The sequence below is a fragment of the Pyruvatibacter sp. genome (genome assembly GCF_040219635.1).
Classification (GTDB): Bacteria; Pseudomonadota; Alphaproteobacteria; order CGMCC-115125; family CGMCC-115125; genus Pyruvatibacter.
On record NZ_JAVJSC010000002.1, the window covers coordinates 182,780 to 199,286 of the forward strand.

16 protein-coding genes and 1 tRNA gene are annotated in these 16,507 nt (G+C 58.9%); 12 read left to right on the forward strand and 5 right to left on the reverse strand.

Going from position 1 to position 16,507, the window contains the following annotated elements:
- Positions 1-111: 111 nt before the first annotated feature.
- Positions 112-1,368: a M20 family metallopeptidase gene (locus tag RIB87_RS01860; RefSeq protein ID WP_350142922.1), complete on the forward strand. Its 1,257-nt coding sequence runs from the start codon at positions 112-114 to the stop codon at positions 1,366-1,368.
- 12 nt (positions 1,369-1,380) lie between these two features.
- Here RIB87_RS01860 and RIB87_RS01865 read toward each other — a convergent pair whose 3' ends face one another.
- Both RIB87_RS01865 and RIB87_RS01870 read right to left on the reverse strand, forming a co-directional pair.
- Complete coding sequence (locus tag RIB87_RS01865; RefSeq protein ID WP_350142924.1) at positions 1,381-2,739, reverse strand: MFS transporter; 1,359 nt, start codon at positions 2,737-2,739, stop codon at positions 1,381-1,383.
- A 31-nt stretch (positions 2,740-2,770) separates the two neighbouring features.
- Positions 2,771-4,222: an MFS transporter gene (locus tag RIB87_RS01870; protein ID WP_350142926.1), complete on the reverse strand. Its 1,452-nt coding sequence runs from the start codon at positions 4,220-4,222 to the stop codon at positions 2,771-2,773.
- A gap of 279 nt (positions 4,223-4,501) precedes the next feature.
- On the opposite strand from RIB87_RS01870, the gene RIB87_RS01875 reads away from it, so the two are divergent.
- From RIB87_RS01875 to RIB87_RS01905, 7 genes are all read left to right on the forward strand, one after another.
- On the forward strand, positions 4,502-4,774 hold the full coding sequence (locus RIB87_RS01875; RefSeq protein ID WP_350142928.1) for a hypothetical protein: 273 nt from the start codon (positions 4,502-4,504) through the stop codon (positions 4,772-4,774).
- 17 nt (positions 4,775-4,791) lie between these two features.
- Positions 4,792-5,730: an alpha/beta fold hydrolase gene (locus RIB87_RS01880; protein ID WP_350142930.1), complete on the forward strand. Its 939-nt coding sequence runs from the start codon at positions 4,792-4,794 to the stop codon at positions 5,728-5,730.
- Between the two features lie 99 nt (positions 5,731-5,829).
- Complete coding sequence (locus RIB87_RS01885; RefSeq protein WP_350142932.1) at positions 5,830-6,090, forward strand: zinc-finger domain-containing protein; 261 nt, start codon at positions 5,830-5,832, stop codon at positions 6,088-6,090.
- Between the two features lie 86 nt (positions 6,091-6,176).
- Positions 6,177-6,491 (forward strand): DUF2834 domain-containing protein, encoded by a 315-nt coding sequence (locus RIB87_RS01890; RefSeq protein WP_350142934.1) that lies wholly within the window; start codon positions 6,177-6,179, stop codon positions 6,489-6,491.
- On the forward strand, positions 6,488-6,934 hold the full coding sequence (locus RIB87_RS01895; protein ID WP_350142936.1) for a hypothetical protein: 447 nt from the start codon (positions 6,488-6,490) through the stop codon (positions 6,932-6,934). Before RIB87_RS01890 ends, RIB87_RS01895 begins: the two co-directional genes overlap by 4 nt.
- 66 nt (positions 6,935-7,000) lie before the next feature.
- Positions 7,001-8,257 (forward strand): putative DNA modification/repair radical SAM protein, encoded by a 1,257-nt coding sequence (locus RIB87_RS01900; protein WP_350143517.1) that lies wholly within the window; start codon positions 7,001-7,003, stop codon positions 8,255-8,257.
- Positions 8,254-9,165, forward strand: a complete 912-nt coding sequence (locus RIB87_RS01905) for a TIGR03915 family putative DNA repair protein (protein ID WP_350142938.1) — start codon at positions 8,254-8,256, stop codon at positions 9,163-9,165. Before RIB87_RS01900 ends, RIB87_RS01905 begins: the two co-directional genes overlap by 4 nt.
- An 8-nt stretch (positions 9,166-9,173) precedes the next feature.
- Here the strand turns inward: RIB87_RS01905 and RIB87_RS01910 are convergent.
- Positions 9,174-9,262, reverse strand: a tRNA-Leu gene (locus RIB87_RS01910).
- A 266-nt stretch (positions 9,263-9,528) separates the two neighbouring features.
- Here RIB87_RS01910 and RIB87_RS01915 point away from each other — a divergent pair.
- Complete coding sequence (locus RIB87_RS01915; protein WP_350142940.1) at positions 9,529-11,202, forward strand: choline dehydrogenase; 1,674 nt, start codon at positions 9,529-9,531, stop codon at positions 11,200-11,202.
- 139 nt (positions 11,203-11,341) lie between these two features.
- On the forward strand, positions 11,342-12,826 hold the full coding sequence (locus RIB87_RS01920) for a pentapeptide repeat-containing protein (RefSeq protein WP_350142942.1): 1,485 nt from the start codon (positions 11,342-11,344) through the stop codon (positions 12,824-12,826).
- A 6-nt stretch (positions 12,827-12,832) separates the two neighbouring features.
- Here RIB87_RS01920 and RIB87_RS01925 read toward each other — a convergent pair whose 3' ends face one another.
- A complete protein-coding gene (locus RIB87_RS01925; protein ID WP_350142944.1) occupies positions 12,833-13,690 on the reverse strand; it encodes an OmpA family protein in 858 nt (285 codons plus the stop codon).
- A gap of 109 nt (positions 13,691-13,799) precedes the next feature.
- Complete coding sequence (locus RIB87_RS01930) at positions 13,800-14,555, reverse strand: SDR family NAD(P)-dependent oxidoreductase (protein ID WP_350142946.1); 756 nt, start codon at positions 14,553-14,555, stop codon at positions 13,800-13,802.
- Positions 14,556-14,710: 155 nt separating this feature from the next.
- On the opposite strand from RIB87_RS01930, the gene RIB87_RS01935 reads away from it, so the two are divergent.
- Both RIB87_RS01935 and RIB87_RS01940 read left to right on the forward strand, forming a co-directional pair.
- Positions 14,711-15,340, forward strand: coding sequence for a PilZ domain-containing protein (locus tag RIB87_RS01935; protein ID WP_350142947.1), 630 nt, complete (start codon positions 14,711-14,713; stop codon positions 15,338-15,340).
- A gap of 71 nt (positions 15,341-15,411) precedes the next feature.
- Positions 15,412-16,479 (forward strand): lipid A deacylase LpxR family protein, encoded by a 1,068-nt coding sequence (locus RIB87_RS01940; RefSeq protein WP_350142949.1) that lies wholly within the window; start codon positions 15,412-15,414, stop codon positions 16,477-16,479.
- Positions 16,480-16,507: the final 28 nt, after the last annotated feature.

Genomic DNA, 16,507 nt, shown 5'->3' on the forward strand with positions numbered 1-16,507 from the left:
GAACTCCATTGCGGCCACAAAGGAACGTGATCCGCCGTAGGCGACCCTGTCAAATACCGCATACCTCCGGTATGCTTGCGCCCTTCAAACGATGCATTGGAGCTCGACCCTGTGAGTGATCTGGACGCCCTTAAACGCGAGACCTGTGACCGTATCGATGCCATCGCGCCAGAGCTGATTGACATCAGCCACCAGATTCACGCAAAGCCTGAACTGGCATTCCAGGAACACTTCGCAGCGGCCCTGCTGGCGGACACGCTTGAGAAGCACGACCTGCCCGCAACCCGAAATGCCTTCGGTCTGGACACAGCCTACGCCTCTTGCTTTGGCCGGGGTGATACGGAAGTGGCCATCCTGTCTGAGTACGACGCCCTGCCCGGCATTGGCCACGCCTGCGGTCACAACATCATCGCGACCAGCGGTCTTGGTGCCGCCCTTGGCCTCGCAGCCCTCAACGGCCGCCTGCCCGGCCGCGTGCGATACTTGGGCACGCCAGCCGAGGAAATGGGCGGTGGCAAGGAACTGATGGCACAGGAAGGGGCCTTCGAAAGCCTGGATGCTGCCATGATGGTGCACCCGGCAGGCATTGATCTTGAAACAATGCCCTGCATATGCGTCAGCGAAGTGCGCGTCACCTACCATGGCCGCTCTGCACACGCATCCGCCATGCCTCATGCCGGACTGAACGCGCTTGATGCACTTGTAACCGCGTATCAGACGCTTGCCCAGCTTCGTCAGCATATTCGCCCGACAGAACGCATCCATGGTATTTTTACTGAGACGGGACTTGCCCCCAACATCGTGCCAGACAAGGCCGCCGGTATTTTTTATGTCCGCGCGAAAGATGCCCCCGCATTGGCAGAGCTCAAAAAGCGCGTACAGGCCTGCTTTGATGCAGGTGCCATCGCGTCAGGCTGCAAGGCCCAAGTGGAATGGGCCAAGGCTGACTATCTGGACATGAAAACAAGCACGGCGATTTCCGGCGCATATGTGGACAACGCCAGGTCTCTCGGCCGCGAGTTCGTTGATCTGGCCGCGCTGCCGTCCGGGTCAGCAGGCTCAACCGATATGGGCAATGTCTCCCACCGGGTGCCATCCATTCACCCGATGATTTCGTGTGCACCGGCAAACGTGGTGATCCACAATCCTGAGTTTGCAAAATGGGCAGGGTCCGATCTTGGGGACAAGGCTGTTGTCGATGGCGCAAAGTCACTTGCAATGACGGCATTGGATTTCATGATGTCGCCCGACATGCAGGCCAGAGCCAAGGCAGACTTTGCAGCCAGCGCTGACGTCTCCCGCGACGCTGTTACCCGTGCCTACAACCCGGATGGGCTGGCCGACATTGGCGGCTGTGGCTGCTGCTAGCGTTTACTGCCCTTACTCAAACGGCACAATTGGCGGTTCGCGCTCTGTGCGTTCCATGATGAGCCTGCGATTTTCACGTTGACGCTCTTCATCGAGCGGGAAGTTCCACATGATCAGGCCGACGGCAAAATACATGGCCGTTGGCAGCCACACGAATGTGCCGCGCACACCTTCAAGGGCCAGGGCAGTGTTGGCATCGCTGCCCGGTACAAACCCCAGATAATCAATCAGCGCATAGGTGAGGCCAACGGCAAGCGCCGCGCCGATCTTGCTGGTCATGGTCAACAGTGAAAAGAACAGGCCGGTGCGTTGATTGCCGGTGGCCAGTTCGTCCTGGTCCGCGACATCGGCCATGACCGAGCGCAGCAGAAAAGAACCGGCGCCCAGATTGATGCCAAACAGCGCGGTAAAAATGACCATGATCAGCACGTCGCCGGGGCCGACCAGATAAATCAGCGGCAGGCCGATGCCATTCAGAATGGCGGACAAAGCCAATGTACGGTGCTTGCCAAAGTAGTAAGACAGCCGGATCATCACCGGCACGAACACAACGCCGGCCGCGAAATATGCCAGCAGAATAGCGCTCGACCATGCACCCATTTGCAGCACATCTGCCGCCACAAAAATAAACAATGCCGCCATGGTGCCTGAGCCGATACCGTTCGCCAGGTCAGCCGCCAGAAGCCGCCGTAGCGGGCTGTTGTAAATCAGTACACGGATTGCCTCACGAAACGGCACATGCTTTGGCGCGGGCACTTCTCGCTCGCCCACAAGTGTGACGGCTGCAAGCACCGCAATGGGCAGCAGAATAATGACAAACCAACCCATGGCCGCCACGCGTGCACGGCCCACATCCTCCGGGCCGATATAGTCAATCACCGCGGGCGTTATCAGCACAAGCAACATGCCCAGAATAAGCGCGCCTTCACGCCAACCCTGCACCAGCGAGCGTTCGTTATAGTCAGGCGTTAGCTCTGCCCCCCACGACATGTGTGACAGCGTGAGCAGCGTCCAGCCGATATACAGGATCACCATCCACATAAGCAGATATCCGCCAGAGACCGGCGCTGTTGGCATGAACAGCATGTAGGTGGCGATCAGCATGATCGGCAGCGAAGCCACAATCCAGTGGCGACGCCTGCCCCAGCGCGTGCGGTATTTGTCTGACAGCAGACCAAGCACGGGGTCTGTAAACACGTCCCAGAACCGCGCGATCATGAAAACCCAGCCGACGACGGCAAGGCCCAGGCCCATTTCACTGGCATAAAACGGCGGAAGGTACACCGCGATGGGAAGCCCCATGGCGGCGATTGGTGCCGCTGGAGAGGCAAAGGCCAACAGCCGCAGCGGTGTCAGTTTCAGGCTGGCCATGGAAAAACGCTCTTACTCAACACAATGCCTGTCAGTCGGCAGACCGCCCAAGCGGCGCGACGGACGCACCTTGCGTGCCACCTGCCCCTTCAGCAACAGCATCACGCTCTGACAGAATACGCCGGTTCTCGCTCTGCCGTGCTTCATCAATCGGGAAGCTCCACATGACCCAGGCAACAAGAACACCAATAAGCGCAGGCGGCAGCACATATACCAACAACAGACCAAGCTCGGCGGAAGGCGTATTCTCCGTACCAGGAACAAATCCCACAATATCAAGAATGGGGTACGCAATGCCAATGGCTAGGGCCGCGCCCAGCTTGTTCGTCATGGTAAGAAGTGAATAAAACAGCCCCGTGCGCTGATTGCCGCCTTCAACGTGATCGTGGTCAGCCACATCAGCCATTATGGAGCGGAACAGGAATGGCCCGGCCCCCATATTGATACCCAACAAAATCCATACGAGCACGGCAAACAACATGTCGCCGGGCTCAATCAGGAAAATGAACGGAATAGTGGCCGCCGAAAACAGCGACGAGTAAGCCAGTGTGCGGTGCTTTCCCCAATGGTGCGACAGCCGCACCATGATCGGAACAAAGATGCAGCCCGATGTGAGGTAAACAAGGATGAGCAGGCTCGCAAACTGAAGCTGCAAAACGTCCGCTGCCAGAAACAGGAACAGCGCAGTCACAATGCCGCCGGAGATGCCGCCCAACAGGTCGGCCAGCAGCACGCGGCGCAACGGTTGATTGCGGATCAGGATACTGATGGCTTCACGCCACGGCACATGCACCGGATCCTTTACCTTGCGTTCGGGCACCACCCACACCGCGATGGCAACCGTAATCGGCAGCAGGATGAGCACGTACCAGCCCATTGAGGCAACGCGCGCCGCCGCCACGTTGTCGGGCTGCATCGCTTCAATGAAAACCGGCACCAACAGCACCAAAATCATGCCGGCAATCAACGCCACTTCACGAAAGCCCTGAATGGTGGAGCGTTCGTTGTAATCAGGTGTGAGTTCAGCGCCCCACGACATGTGCGAGATGGTAAGCAGCGTCCAGCCGATATAGGCAATCACCATCCACCACAGCAGATAGCTCGCCGAGACAGGTGCCGTTGGCATGAACAGCATATAAACCGACACCAACATGATCGGCACGGAAATGACGATCCAGTGGCGGCGACGGCCCCAGCGGGTTTTGAAGCGATCTGACAGCACGCCCAGTACCGGGTCGGTAAACACATCCCAGAAGCGCGTAATCATGAAGATGGCGCCGACAACAGCCAGTCCCAGCCCCATCTCGCCAGCATAGAACGGCGGCAGATACACAACGATAGGCAGGCCCATGGCGGCGATTGGGGCCGCAGGCAGCGCAAAGGCACCAATGCGCCAACGGCTGAGACCTGAAGCTCGTGTGTTACCGGGGTTTGGATTGTTCATGCTGCTGTTCTGGCCATCAGGCGCAACGCTACTGTCCATGCGGCCCTCGTCCTCCTTGGGTCACCTGCCTGGTTGGGGTGTCTTGTGGGGTCACCGCCAACGTGATGTGTGGTTGCTTTATTTTGCCGCTCCGATGTGTGAAGCGTCGCACTCACGTTTTTTGTTGGCGCGATGATACGCACAAAAATGTAAGTGGAGAAGCAAACTTCGCTGTGAAACTGCTGATTTTTCCGTGTTCGTCTCAGGGTGCGTTGCGGCAGCATTTGTTTGCAGCCTGCATCCGCACTACGCTCCCTTCCCGCGTGTAAGGATCACGTCATGTCAAGCGGAAGCAACACGACGATGCGCGACCTATCGAAAAACACAATGCCGCACCGTCTCGGCGCCACTCTCGAAGCTCTGTATGCCGTAGGGTTTTCCGCCAGTGTTCTTGCTCTGGTCTGGCAGGACATGGTGACTGACAGCAGCGCCCTGCCTGCCACCTGGGACAGCCCGCGATGGGGTGTCGCGCTGCTCATCGCCCTTGGCAAAGCACTCGTCTGGCCTTTGTACTGGCTTGCGCGCGTCCTGGGCATCGACACCGGCATCTAGCAAAGCGGGAGAACAAGATGATCTGGTCTTTGCTGGTGGTCATGGCAGTTGGCCTGCTCGGTGTCAGCGCGTATGTCATGCTTGATTTGTGGCTAAAGCCGCTTGATGAGGCCGCCCGCGCCAAGGCACCCGGTGCGTTCATATCGGCTCGTGCGGGCTTGCTTCATTACACCTGGGATGGCCCCGCTGACGGCCCGGTTGTCGTCATGGTGCACGGCTTCTCTACCCCACATTTTATTTTTGAACAGAATGTCGCCGCGCTGACCGACCAGGGCTATCGCGTGCTGCGGTTTGACCATTTCGGACGCGGCTGGTCGGATCGCCCCATCGCGCGATACGACGCTGACTTTTACGATGAGGCATTGCTGAACCTGCTCGATGGCCTGAGCCTGACCGGCCCTGTTGGTCTCGTGGGCCTCTCTATGGGCGGGCCGATTGTTGCCGAGTTTGCGGCCCGCCATCCCCAGCGTGTAAACCGCGTATTGCTGTTCGTTCCTGCAGGCCTTGATGTTGCGGGTCTAACGGGCTTTGCGGCACGGCTCCTCAATGTGCCCGGCTTGGGTGACCTCATGTGGCGTGCCATCGGTCGCTCCGTGCTGCTGAATGATCCGCAATACAACGAGCGCGGCGAACCGCCCGAAAATCGCCTTGCCGGAAATGTCAGCACACAGATGGAGTATCGCGGATACCTTGATGCACTGCTCGCGACAATGCGCAACATGCCAATGAGCAACCGTGCTGAAACCTACCGGCGATTGGCGCAAACCGGCATTCCTGTCGCCGCCATTTTCGGGAAGGATGACCCAACCGTATTGCCTGCAAGTGTAGACAAACTGGCCGCTTACATTCCCGAAGCGCAAATCCATCTGCTCGAAAACGCGGACCACGGGCTGAACTACAAGCGCCATCGCGCCGCCAACCCGCTGCTTGCCGCGTTTTTTGACCCGCACAGCTAGCGCTTGCAGCACGGGCTTGCCCGGCGCTAGAAAGGAGCAGACATCGCGGGCAATCAGCGCGCTGACCTTGATTCACACGTTACGTATGCAGGAATAAAAATGGCCGGAGCCGTGGTCCCCAAGTTCAAGAACGATGATGCCGTTGCGATCATAGAAATTGGTGTCAGAGAGTTTCACTGCACCGGCGCAAGTGCGCCCCACGATCACCCCCATGTCTATCTTGATATGGGTGCGGACGACGAAATCATCTGCCCCTACTGCTCAACCCTGTATCGCTTCAAAGCCACACTGGAGGCGACCCAGAGCAACCCGCAAAGCGCGATCCTCATTCCAGAACCAACCGGCCCGGACCGGCGGTAGGCTCGCCCCGATGTTACCTCAGCAGTAATTGGTAACATCACATGCCCCTTCCATAGTCCGGTATCAATCCGGCAAGGGAGGTCAGCATGTCGCGCAAATCAATCTATCTCGCCCTCACGGTGATCGGCATCGTCATGCCGTACCTCTATTTCGTCCCATGGTTTCTGGAAAATCCTGGCGACGTCATCGGATTTCTCGCCCTGGCAACCGCCAATCCTATCGCCACCATGCTCACATGGGACATTATTCTGTCCGCCGTCGTCCTCACGTTCTTTGCTCTTTTTCATCTTGGCGAACTTGGAACCGCTCGTATTATTACGGTTATTGCGGGCACTTTTCCGATCGGCGTGTCATGCGGACTGCCACTGTTGCTCTATTTTCGCGAAGGCCGGAAAGCATGACCGCGCGCGCATTACTCATGACCTTGACGGCGGGCTTTGGCGCCATGGGCCTCACGTTTGTCCTTGCACCATCCCTCACCCTCAGCTTCTTCGACTGGATGGTGTATGGCGGAACCACCGAGAGCCCGGTACCGCCAGACATGATGGAGGGTGAAACGCGACGCTACGCAGGTTTCATCTATCAGGTGCTGGGCGCGGTCATCTTCGGCTGGGCCGTGGCCCTCTGGCTGATCGTTCGGGGGCCGGACGCCAATAATCCGGATAACTGGGCAGTGCGCAGTTTCGCGTTATCGTTCGGCGCGTGGTTTGTGGTCGATACCGCCATGTCGCTGGCAATGGGTTTTTGGCAGAACGCTGTGTTCAACACACTCTTTGGCGTGGGTGCTTCAGCCACGTGGTTGGCATGGCGACGCAAACAAAGTAGAGCCGCCAATTCTATTTGATGTCGGCAACCCGGCAGTGTAGAACAAAAGAAGAACGCTCTTCTCTTGTCTCCCAATCCGGATCAGATGCCCCACGCCGTCAAACCGTTACGCCACCGCCTTGCCGTTCTGGCCGACGCGGCAAAGTACGACGCGTCCTGCTCATCCAGCGGCGCAGGCACCCGCACGTCGCTCAAATCCGGCGGCATCGGGTCAACAGAAGGCATGGGCATCTGCCATGCCTACGCGCCGGATGGTCGCTGCATCTCGTTGTTGAAAATACTGCTTACCAACGCCTGCATCTATGACTGCGCCTATTGCATCAACCGGGTATCGAGCAATGTAGAGCGCGCAGCCTTCACCCCGCGCGAAGTCGCGGATCTGACCATGACGTTCTACCGCCGCAACTACATTGAAGGTCTGTTCCTGTCGTCCGGCATCATACGGTCGTCGGACTACACCATGGAACTCATGCTCGACGCCGTTCGCCTGCTGCGAACCGAGCATAAGTTCGGCGGCTACATTCACATCAAGACCATTCCTGAATGTGCGCCCGAACTGCTGACACAGGCTGGCCGACTGGCGGATCGAATGTCCATCAACATGGAGTTGCCAACTCCCGAAGGCCTCAGCCGCCTGGCTCCTGAAAAAGACGCGGGCACCATACGCAGGGCCATGGGCAGCCTGCGGCTTCAGATTGACGACGCATCCGCCGCACGAAAGGACAAAACGCTTCGCCGCGCAAAGCCACCACGTTTTGCGCCCGGCGGTCAGTCCACTCAGATGATTGTCGGTGCTGATGACGCCGATGATGCCACAATCCTCAGTACCAGCGCCGGACTGTATGCGGGCTTCGGCCTGCGGCGGGTGTACTATTCAGGCTTCAGCCCGATCCCCGCCCCTTCGGTAGTCCTGCCGGTGAAACCCCCACCCCTGCAACGCGAGCACCGGCTTTATCAGGCGGATTGGCTGCATCGGTTTTACGGCTTTGACATGCCGGAGATTGTTACGGCTACCAGGGGCGGTATGCTCGACCTGGAAATTGACCCAAAGCTCGCCTGGGCGCTCAACAATCGCGGTCAGTTTCCGGTGGACGTCAACCGCGCCGACAAAACCATGTTGCTGCGTATTCCCGGCATCGGCACCACGGCGGTGGCCGCCATTCTCAAAACGCGCCGGCATCGCACCCTGCGTCTTGGCGACCTGCGCAAAATGACACGCGCCCTCAAACGTGCCTTGCCGTTTCTCGTGGCGGCAGACTGGCAGCCGGGCAAGATGCTGGATGCAACGGGCCTTGAGCCCGGACTGCGAAAGCCTAAGCAACTGGACATGTTCGCCCAGTGAGTACCGTTATCTATACGGTGGACCTTTCCCACGCGGCTGATGTCAAAACGTGGCGCGCCGCAAGCCGTCGATTGGATGCCGCAGGCGTGCCGCCGCACCAGATCAACTGGCAGATAGCCGGTGGGGCGCAAACAAGCCTGATGACGGATATGTTCAAGGAGCGCACGCAGCCATGGACCGCACTTCCCGACACAAATATGCGCAAGGTGCCGGGCACATTTGTCGCGCTCGCCAACAAGATTATGTGCCACCGGACGGAGGATCGGTTCACCCTCGCCTATCGGCTGTACCAGCGTCTGCGCCAATCGCCGCGCCTGATGGCAATCTTGTCGGATGATGATGTTCATCGTGCGCGCAATCTGGCCAAAGCCGTGTCACGCGACGCACACAAGATGAAAGCCTTCGTGCGGTTTCGGGAAGTCAGCCGCGCAGATGATCCAGCGCTCCCGCCTCATTTTGTGGCGTGGTTTGAACCCTCGCACCACACGCTGGATGCAACAGCGCCATTCTTCGTGCGCCGCTATACCGGGCAGACATGGTCCATCCTCACACCCGATAGATGTGCTCACTGGGACGGTGCGGCGCTGACCATGACGGCGGGTGTTCCCAAAAGCACGGCTCCCAGGGATGATCCGGCGGAGGATTTGTGGCGCACATACTTCGCGAGCACGTTCAATCCTGCCCGCTTGATGGTGAAAGCAATGACCTCGGAAATGCCGAAAAAGTACTGGCACAACCTGCCTGAAGCGTCCCTCATAGCCCCCCTCATCGAAAACGCACGAACCCGGTGCGATGCAATGATGGATACGGCTCCCCGCCCGGCTGCACGAACCACCCGCGTCCGGCAGGAGCACGCGGTACAAGCCCAAAAGCTGGCCGGGATAAAGCTGGACGGGAACGATGGATAACAGGCCAGTGGTGCGGGCTGCCGGACTTGAACCGGCAAGGACGTTACCGTCCGAGGGATTTTAAGTCCCTTGCGTCTACCAATTCCGCCAAGCCCGCAGCCGATGGAATCCCCTGATACAGGGACAATGCGGGCCAGACCATAGCGGGGCAATCAGTACGCGCAACTACCTGCAAACCGCCAGCCCGATAAAACTTGACGCGGGCGTCATGTTTTACAGTATTGTCAGCACAATATGGCGCGGGCTAAGCGTTTGATGCGCTGCCGCACCTCAAAAAACACGATTTGGCGTTCGTGTCGGCTGCCACTTTGGCGCTGCATGACAACATACCCAAAGAGAACGCAACCAAAGATAGGGAATGAGATGGCCGTAACGGGTGAAGAGTTTGATTATGTGATTGTCGGCGCGGGCAGTGCCGGGTGCGTGCTTGCCAATCGTCTGAGCGAAGACGGTAACGCCCGCGTGCTCGTGCTGGAAGCAGGCCCACAGGACAAGAACACCTTCATTCACATGCCTGCAGGTTATGCTCAGCTGGTGGGTAACAAAAACCCGCATAACTGGGCCTACGAAACAGAAGGCCAGTCCAACCTTAACAACCGCAAACTGTTCTGGCCGCGTGGTCGCGGTTGGGGCGGGTCATCGTCGATCAATGCCATGGTCTATACCCGTGGCCATGCACGCGATTATGACTTGTGGCGTCAGCTTGGAAACCCCGGCTGGTCCTACGCGGATTGCCTGCCCTATTTTAAGAAGGCCGAACACTCAAACCGCGACGACAGCGTGTTTCATGGCCACGACGGCCCACTGCACGTGCAAAAATCAACCCGCGAAAACGACGAACTGCTGGATGTTTTCGTTAAGGCCGGACACGAGGCAGGTCATCCGTTGACGGATGATTTCAACGGTGCGCAACAAGAAGGCTTTGCCCGCTACGAGCACACAATCAAGGGTTCCAAACGCTGTTCTGCCGCGCAGGCCTATCTTGTGCCTGCCCTTGACCGCGAAAATCTGGTCGCTGAAACCGAAGCACACACCACACGCATTCTGTTCAACGGCAGCAAGGTTGTGGGCATCGAGTATGTACAAAAAGGCGAAACTAAACAGGTGCGGATCGCCCGCGAACTGATTTTGTCCGGCGGCTCCATCAACACACCGCAGCTACTGCTGCTGTCGGGCATCGGTGATGGGGACTACCTGAAGAAGTGGGGCATTGATGTTGTATCGGACGTCAAGGGTGTCGGCCAGAACCTGCAGGACCATCTGGGCGTTGTCAGTCAGTTCGTCTGTACACAGCCGGTAACACTGCACCGTGCGGCCTCCCCGCTGAACCGCATCAAGGCTGGCCTGTCCTATCTGTTGTTTGGAAAGGGCGATGCATCGTTTCCGCCGACAGCCGGTGGCGCATTCATCAAAACCCGTCCCGACCTGGAACTGCCCGACGTGCAGCTTCATTATGTGAGCGTTGCCATGGGCGACCCGCACGGCCGCGACGGCATTACGGACAAGCACGGCTTTTCCTGCATTATGTACCCCACCCGCCCTGAAAGCCGTGGCTACCTGGCGCTCAAGTCGCTTGACCCGCTGGACGCGCCCTTGCTTCAACCCAACTACCTTTCAACCGAAAACGACAAGCGCGCCATGCGCGACGGCATTCGCCGCACCGAAGAAGTATTTCGCCAGAAAGCGTTTGATGCCTATCGCGGTGAGCGCCTCAAGCCGCCGCTTGACGTCAACACCGACGCCGAGCTGGACGCCTGGATCCGGGCAACGGCCGAGACGCTCTATCACCCTGTCGGCACCTGTAAAATGGGTACGGACGAAACAGCAGTTGTTGATCCGTCCATGAAGGTGCGCGGTGTCGAGGGGCTGCGGGTTGTGGATGCGTCCATCATGCCGACGCTGGTAGGAGCCAACACAAATGCACCCACAATCATGATTGCCGAAAAAGCGGCAGACATGATCCGGGGTCGCAAGCAGCTCGCGCCAGAAAACGTGCAGATTGCCGAAGACCGGCAGTCTGCCGCTGCCGCTGAATAGCAGCGATTCAAAATTGAATTGCATTTAATGCTTTTTTGGCGGGCCTTTGAGGTGCGTTTTAAGCGCCTTTGTGGCTCAGTCTTATCGGGCTGTGCAAATCTTTAAGCCTAGGCTTCCGCTCGTCAGGAGGCATGGCATTATGCGCAACAAGTCACCCAACACGTCGGGCACCCGTGGCCGGGAGCGAATCCGATCAGCGCTTGGACCAGGTGGTCGGCTTTCAAAAATGCCGGATCAGGCGGGTCACTCCTCGACGCCCTGGAAAATGGCAACAGGCCGCAGCCCGGATGCCCAGACCCTCACTATGGCGCTGGCGCGGCATCGGCTTTTTGTATCGGGTCGAAAGGGCGGTCAACGGCTTGTATTGTCGTTTCAGGGCATCGAAGGTCATGACTTCAGCGGTGCCGACCTGCGTGAGGCAGAGTTTGTCGGCGTCAGCGGCGCAGGTGCCTGCTTTGATGGCGCCAATCTCACCGGAGCCAATTTCTTTAGCGCTGACCTGTCTGACGCAACGTTCAGGAGTGCCAACCTGACACGCGTTGACCTGCGCGGCACGATGTTACGCCGCGCCGATTTTGAAGGTGCCAACCTGGAAAATGCCGACATTCGCGATGGCCAGATCATGGCGCGCGACGGTGGCGGCAACCTGTCCTACTTCAACGGTGGCCGCTCGAGTGTTGACCTGACCGGCGCGTCGTTGCGTGACGCAAACCTTGATGGTGCCCGCATTGTGCGCGCCGAACTCACCGGCACAGACCTGACCGACGCCAACTTTGCGAATGCAAAGCTGCGCAGTACGCAGTTGTCGAACTCGGAGCTTTCCGGAGCCATATTCACAGGGTGTGACCTGACCGAAGCCGACCTGTCAGGCTGTTGCCTGCGCGGCGCTTCGCTGGTCGGTAGTGTGCTCGATAGTACCAACCTGACCGGCGCCGACCTCACAGCCTCGCAGATCACCCGGAGCGCGTTGACGCGGGCGGATGTGACCGGCGCAATTTTGCCGCAACGCCGCACGGCGGGCGGTGAGACGCTCAAAGACATGATTCACGATCATCATTTGTGGCTGGCCAGCCTCGGCGAACACGGCCGACAGCTTGTCGCCATCGGCATGGATGCATCTGACCTCAAAGCCCCGGGTAGCAAGCTGGCGGCTGCAGACCTGCGTGACGTGGTGTTGGCAGGGGCAAATCTGGCCCGCGCAAACCTCACCATGAGCGACCTCACAGGTGCCATGCTGGCACAGACACGCCTCACCCAGGCTGACATGCGCGGTGCCAAACTCGACAATGCGAGAGCCAAAGGTGCTCAGTTGGCTGGTGTGGATCTGTCGCCCATGCCCATCGGCGGGCTTGGCAGCAAGAAGTGGCCGGTACATGCACACAATGTAGTGCTGGCTGGTGCTGACCTGCGCAAGGCGGATCTGCGCGACATAGACCTGTCAGGCGGCTCGCTGTTCAAGGCTGATCTGCGCTCCGCCAACCTCACGAACGCAGTTCTTGTGGACGTTGATCTGCGCGGTGCTGATCTGCGCGGCGCGGAATTGCGAGGCATTGACCTGCGCGGCGCGCGCGGTGCCGAAGAACTGCGCGTGCAGCTTGTGGACTTTGAAACCGACGCCGCGTGAAATCGCTTACGGGACGAGCTGTATCTCAACGCGCCGGTTAAGCGCTTCTTTCACCCCGTCACCCGTCGGCACGGCAGGTTGCGTTTCACCATAGGCAATAACCCGAATAGCTTCGGGCAGGGCACCCAGTTCCACCATCGTGGCTTTAACGGCCTCCGCGCGGCGCAGTGACAATGCGTCATTGTAATCAGCCGGGCCTGAAGTGTCCGTGTGGCCACCCAGCACAATTTCACCATGCCCGCCAATGCGCGCCGTTTCCATCGCGTCACTGATCACGTCAAGTGCATCTGCCCGCAAAAACCACTCATCAAAACCAAAGTAACTGGTGAAGTTTGCAGCATTCGGAAGCACCACGGGCGGCGGTGCGACAGCGGCCTCAAGAGTTGCAAGGTTTGTATCAAACTCGGTGCGGCAGCGCGAAACAGATGAACCGTCCGACTCCGGATCAATCGAGCGCAGATACCAGCAATCAAAAGCAGCCTGCGCACGCGCGGCAAGTGCAGGCTGGGCGCTGCGTCCGGCTGCAAGTGCTGACATCAAGCGACCGCGCGCGCCATCAAACATCGCAATGGGCGCACTGCCCGCCTGCAGCGCGTCGGATACCGGCACCACCGGCGCAACCACGGTGCCATTGGCTGCGGCAATTGCACGGGCGGCAAAGGCATTGGACAGCTCTTCGTTGTCTTCTTCATAGGCGCGCGCGGAGTGGTCAAGATAGGCACTGTAAAGCGCCTGCGTGAATGCATCTCCCGTTGGCGTCATCTCCCGCGCATCATCAAGCTGATAGCTTGCACAAGACACCAAAAACAGAGCCACCATCGCAATGGTTGCCTGCCGCATAGTCACCGAAAAAAACTGCCGCATGTGCCTGCTGATCCCCAACGCCCTACTAACCTTGTTCAGTTGGCGGACACTACCAGCGCAGACGCGGCACGCCAATGGCAGAATTGAGGGCCTTTCATGTGTGCCCGCGCTAGAATTGCTCTTTGTAGGGCCTCAGGTCCAACTCCAGCGTCCAGGCAGTCTGGTGCTGCATGTGCAACGCCCAGTAGGCCTGCGCCACGGCATCCACATTCAGCCCGCCATCCTCGCCTTTCGCATCCAGAAACTCTGCAAAACGCGATTTGAGCTGCTCGCCGTCAACACCACCATCAATAATGGCGTGCCCCACATGCAGCCCGCGCGGCCCAAACTCGCGCGCCATGCCATGCGCCAGTGCCCGCTCCGCAGCCTTGGCGGAGGCAAAGGCCGTAAACGGAGGTTTTGCACGAATTGAGGCCGTTGCGCCCGTGAAGACAAGCGTTGCCTGCGTCTCACGGGACCCATCGGAAGGCAGCGCGCGTGTGGCAAGCTCACGGCCCACCAGAAACCCGCCAAACGCACATAGCCGCCACAGATCCTCGAAGAAATCGTTGCTCATATCCGTGAGTGCGCTAAAGCGGTTGTTACCCGCGTTATACACAACAAAGTCCGGAACTCCGGCCTCAGCTTCGGCGATGTCAAACATCCGTTTGACATCGTCCGGGTTGGTCGTGTCGGCGACGATGGCCGTCGCCCTGCCCCCGGCCTCTGTAATATCGCCCACAACGACGTCAAGTTTTGCCTGGGTGCGTCCGGCAACGAAGACATGCAGCCCTTCGCGCGCCGCCTTGCGGGCACTCGCCGCGCCGATGCCTTCAGATGCACCGACGCCAACGATCAGCGCCACTTTTCCCCGTTCGATCTTCACTGATCTCTCTCCCGCCTGATCATCCGTTTTATTTTCAAACGCATATATGGAACCTGACGTGGCGCGATACCAGCCCCAAATATCAACGGCCCGTTAAGACGTGACATGAAATGATAACGATCAGCATTTGGCCCGCCGTTCAATCGGAGCAGCACATGGCAGACCGTTACGACCCCCAGACCGGCGAGGACCGCCGCGCGTTTCCGCGTATCATGCTGTCAAACGATGCCAGATGCCTTATGCCGGACGGCGGTGAGTATCCGGCCCGGTTGCGTGACGTATCAGCAGCCGGCTGTTTTCTGGCAATGGATGCCTTTGCAACACGGCCGGCCCCCCATGACCGCGTGGTGGTTTATATCGACAGGCTTGGTCGCTTTGAGGGGCTGGTCAGCCGCAGCACCGAAGAAGGCTTTGCCCTTGCCATGGAAATGACCGGTGCCAAACGTGAAAGGCTTGCAGTCACGCTTGAGCGCATTGCAAAAGGCGATGAAGCAGCGCTGGATGAGATCCGCCGCCACCCACGCGTGGATGCCGCCGACAAGCCGACCACTCTGCGTCTGGCAAATGGCTCCACCGGCAGTTGCCGCATCATTGATATGTCATTGAGCGGTGCTTCGGTGGAAACCAATCTGCGCCCTACCATTGGCGTGTTTGTGGATGTGGGCCGTATGCATGGCCGCGTTGTTCGCCACCATGAAAACGGGTTTGCAGTTGAGTTTGCGGAAGTTGCTCCCACGCCAAAAGCCGTGATGCGGCATTTCGAGCCAGGACACCACGTCGGCTGACCTGCCGAAACAATCCTGATACCCACAAACGCGCTGGACGCAGCTTGCCCGTCGGCAGTAGCTTGGCGCACATGCACCCAACACATTTCACGTTTGCCGCCGCTTGCGCCACAATTGCCGCGGTATTGATGCTTTCCGTCACGCCTGCAAAAGCACAGGCGGATGCCTGCGCTCCTCAGCCCCATCGCATTGTCTCCGGGCAGGTGGAAAACGACATGTTCGGCAATGGGGCCGACAGAAACTACACCCATGGCACCCAGCTAACCTACATGACCGGCGGACGCGTCCCGCAGATTGTGCAGGACCTGGCGCAAGGCACCCCCGGCTTTCGCAAGGGTGACCGGATGCAGTTTTCTGTATCCCTGGGCCAGTCAATATTCACCCCGGACGACATCACCATCCCGACACTTCAGCGCAATGACCGTCCCTATGCGGGCTGGACCCATGTGGGCTTTGGTGCGGTCTCATTCCACCGCGACTGCAATCAGCGCGTTGACGAGCATGTAACCCGCATTGACGCGGTCGAACTCGCCATCGGCGTCATCGGCCCGCTGTCGCAGGCTGACGATACGCAAATACTCTGGCATGACTGGATTGGTGCTGACGAGCCACGCGGCTGGTCAAATCAGCTCAGAAATGAAGTCGGCATAGTGCTGACATATGAGCGCCGCCTGCCGCGCGATATAGACTTTGAATGGTTTGAGGCGCTGTTGCCGTTTAATCTTGAAGCCCATGCCACCCCGCATTTCGGCTTTTCCCTGGGCAACGTCTTCACTCATGCAGCCGCCGGAGGCACTGTGCAAATAGGCACGGGCCTCAACACAACGGATGGCGTACCGCGTATCCGCCCCAGCCTGCCGGGGTCGGGCTATTTCGAGCCAAGTGATGGATTGGACTGGCAGTTGTTTGCTGGTGCAGAGGTGCGTGCCGTCGCCCGCAACATTTTCCTCGACGGAAATACATTCCGAAAAAGCCACCGCGTTGAAAAAGAACCCGTGGTGGTGGACTTTCAGGCCGGGCTGGCAGTAACCGTTGGGCCTGCCCGCGTCAGCTTCACAAATATCTGGCGCAGCAGGGAGTTTGTGAAGCAAAAAGCCTGGGATGAGTTCGGCTCGATCTCAGCAGCTTTTCACTTTTAGGCTCGAAGCAGCGCCGCAGGCGCGGCTC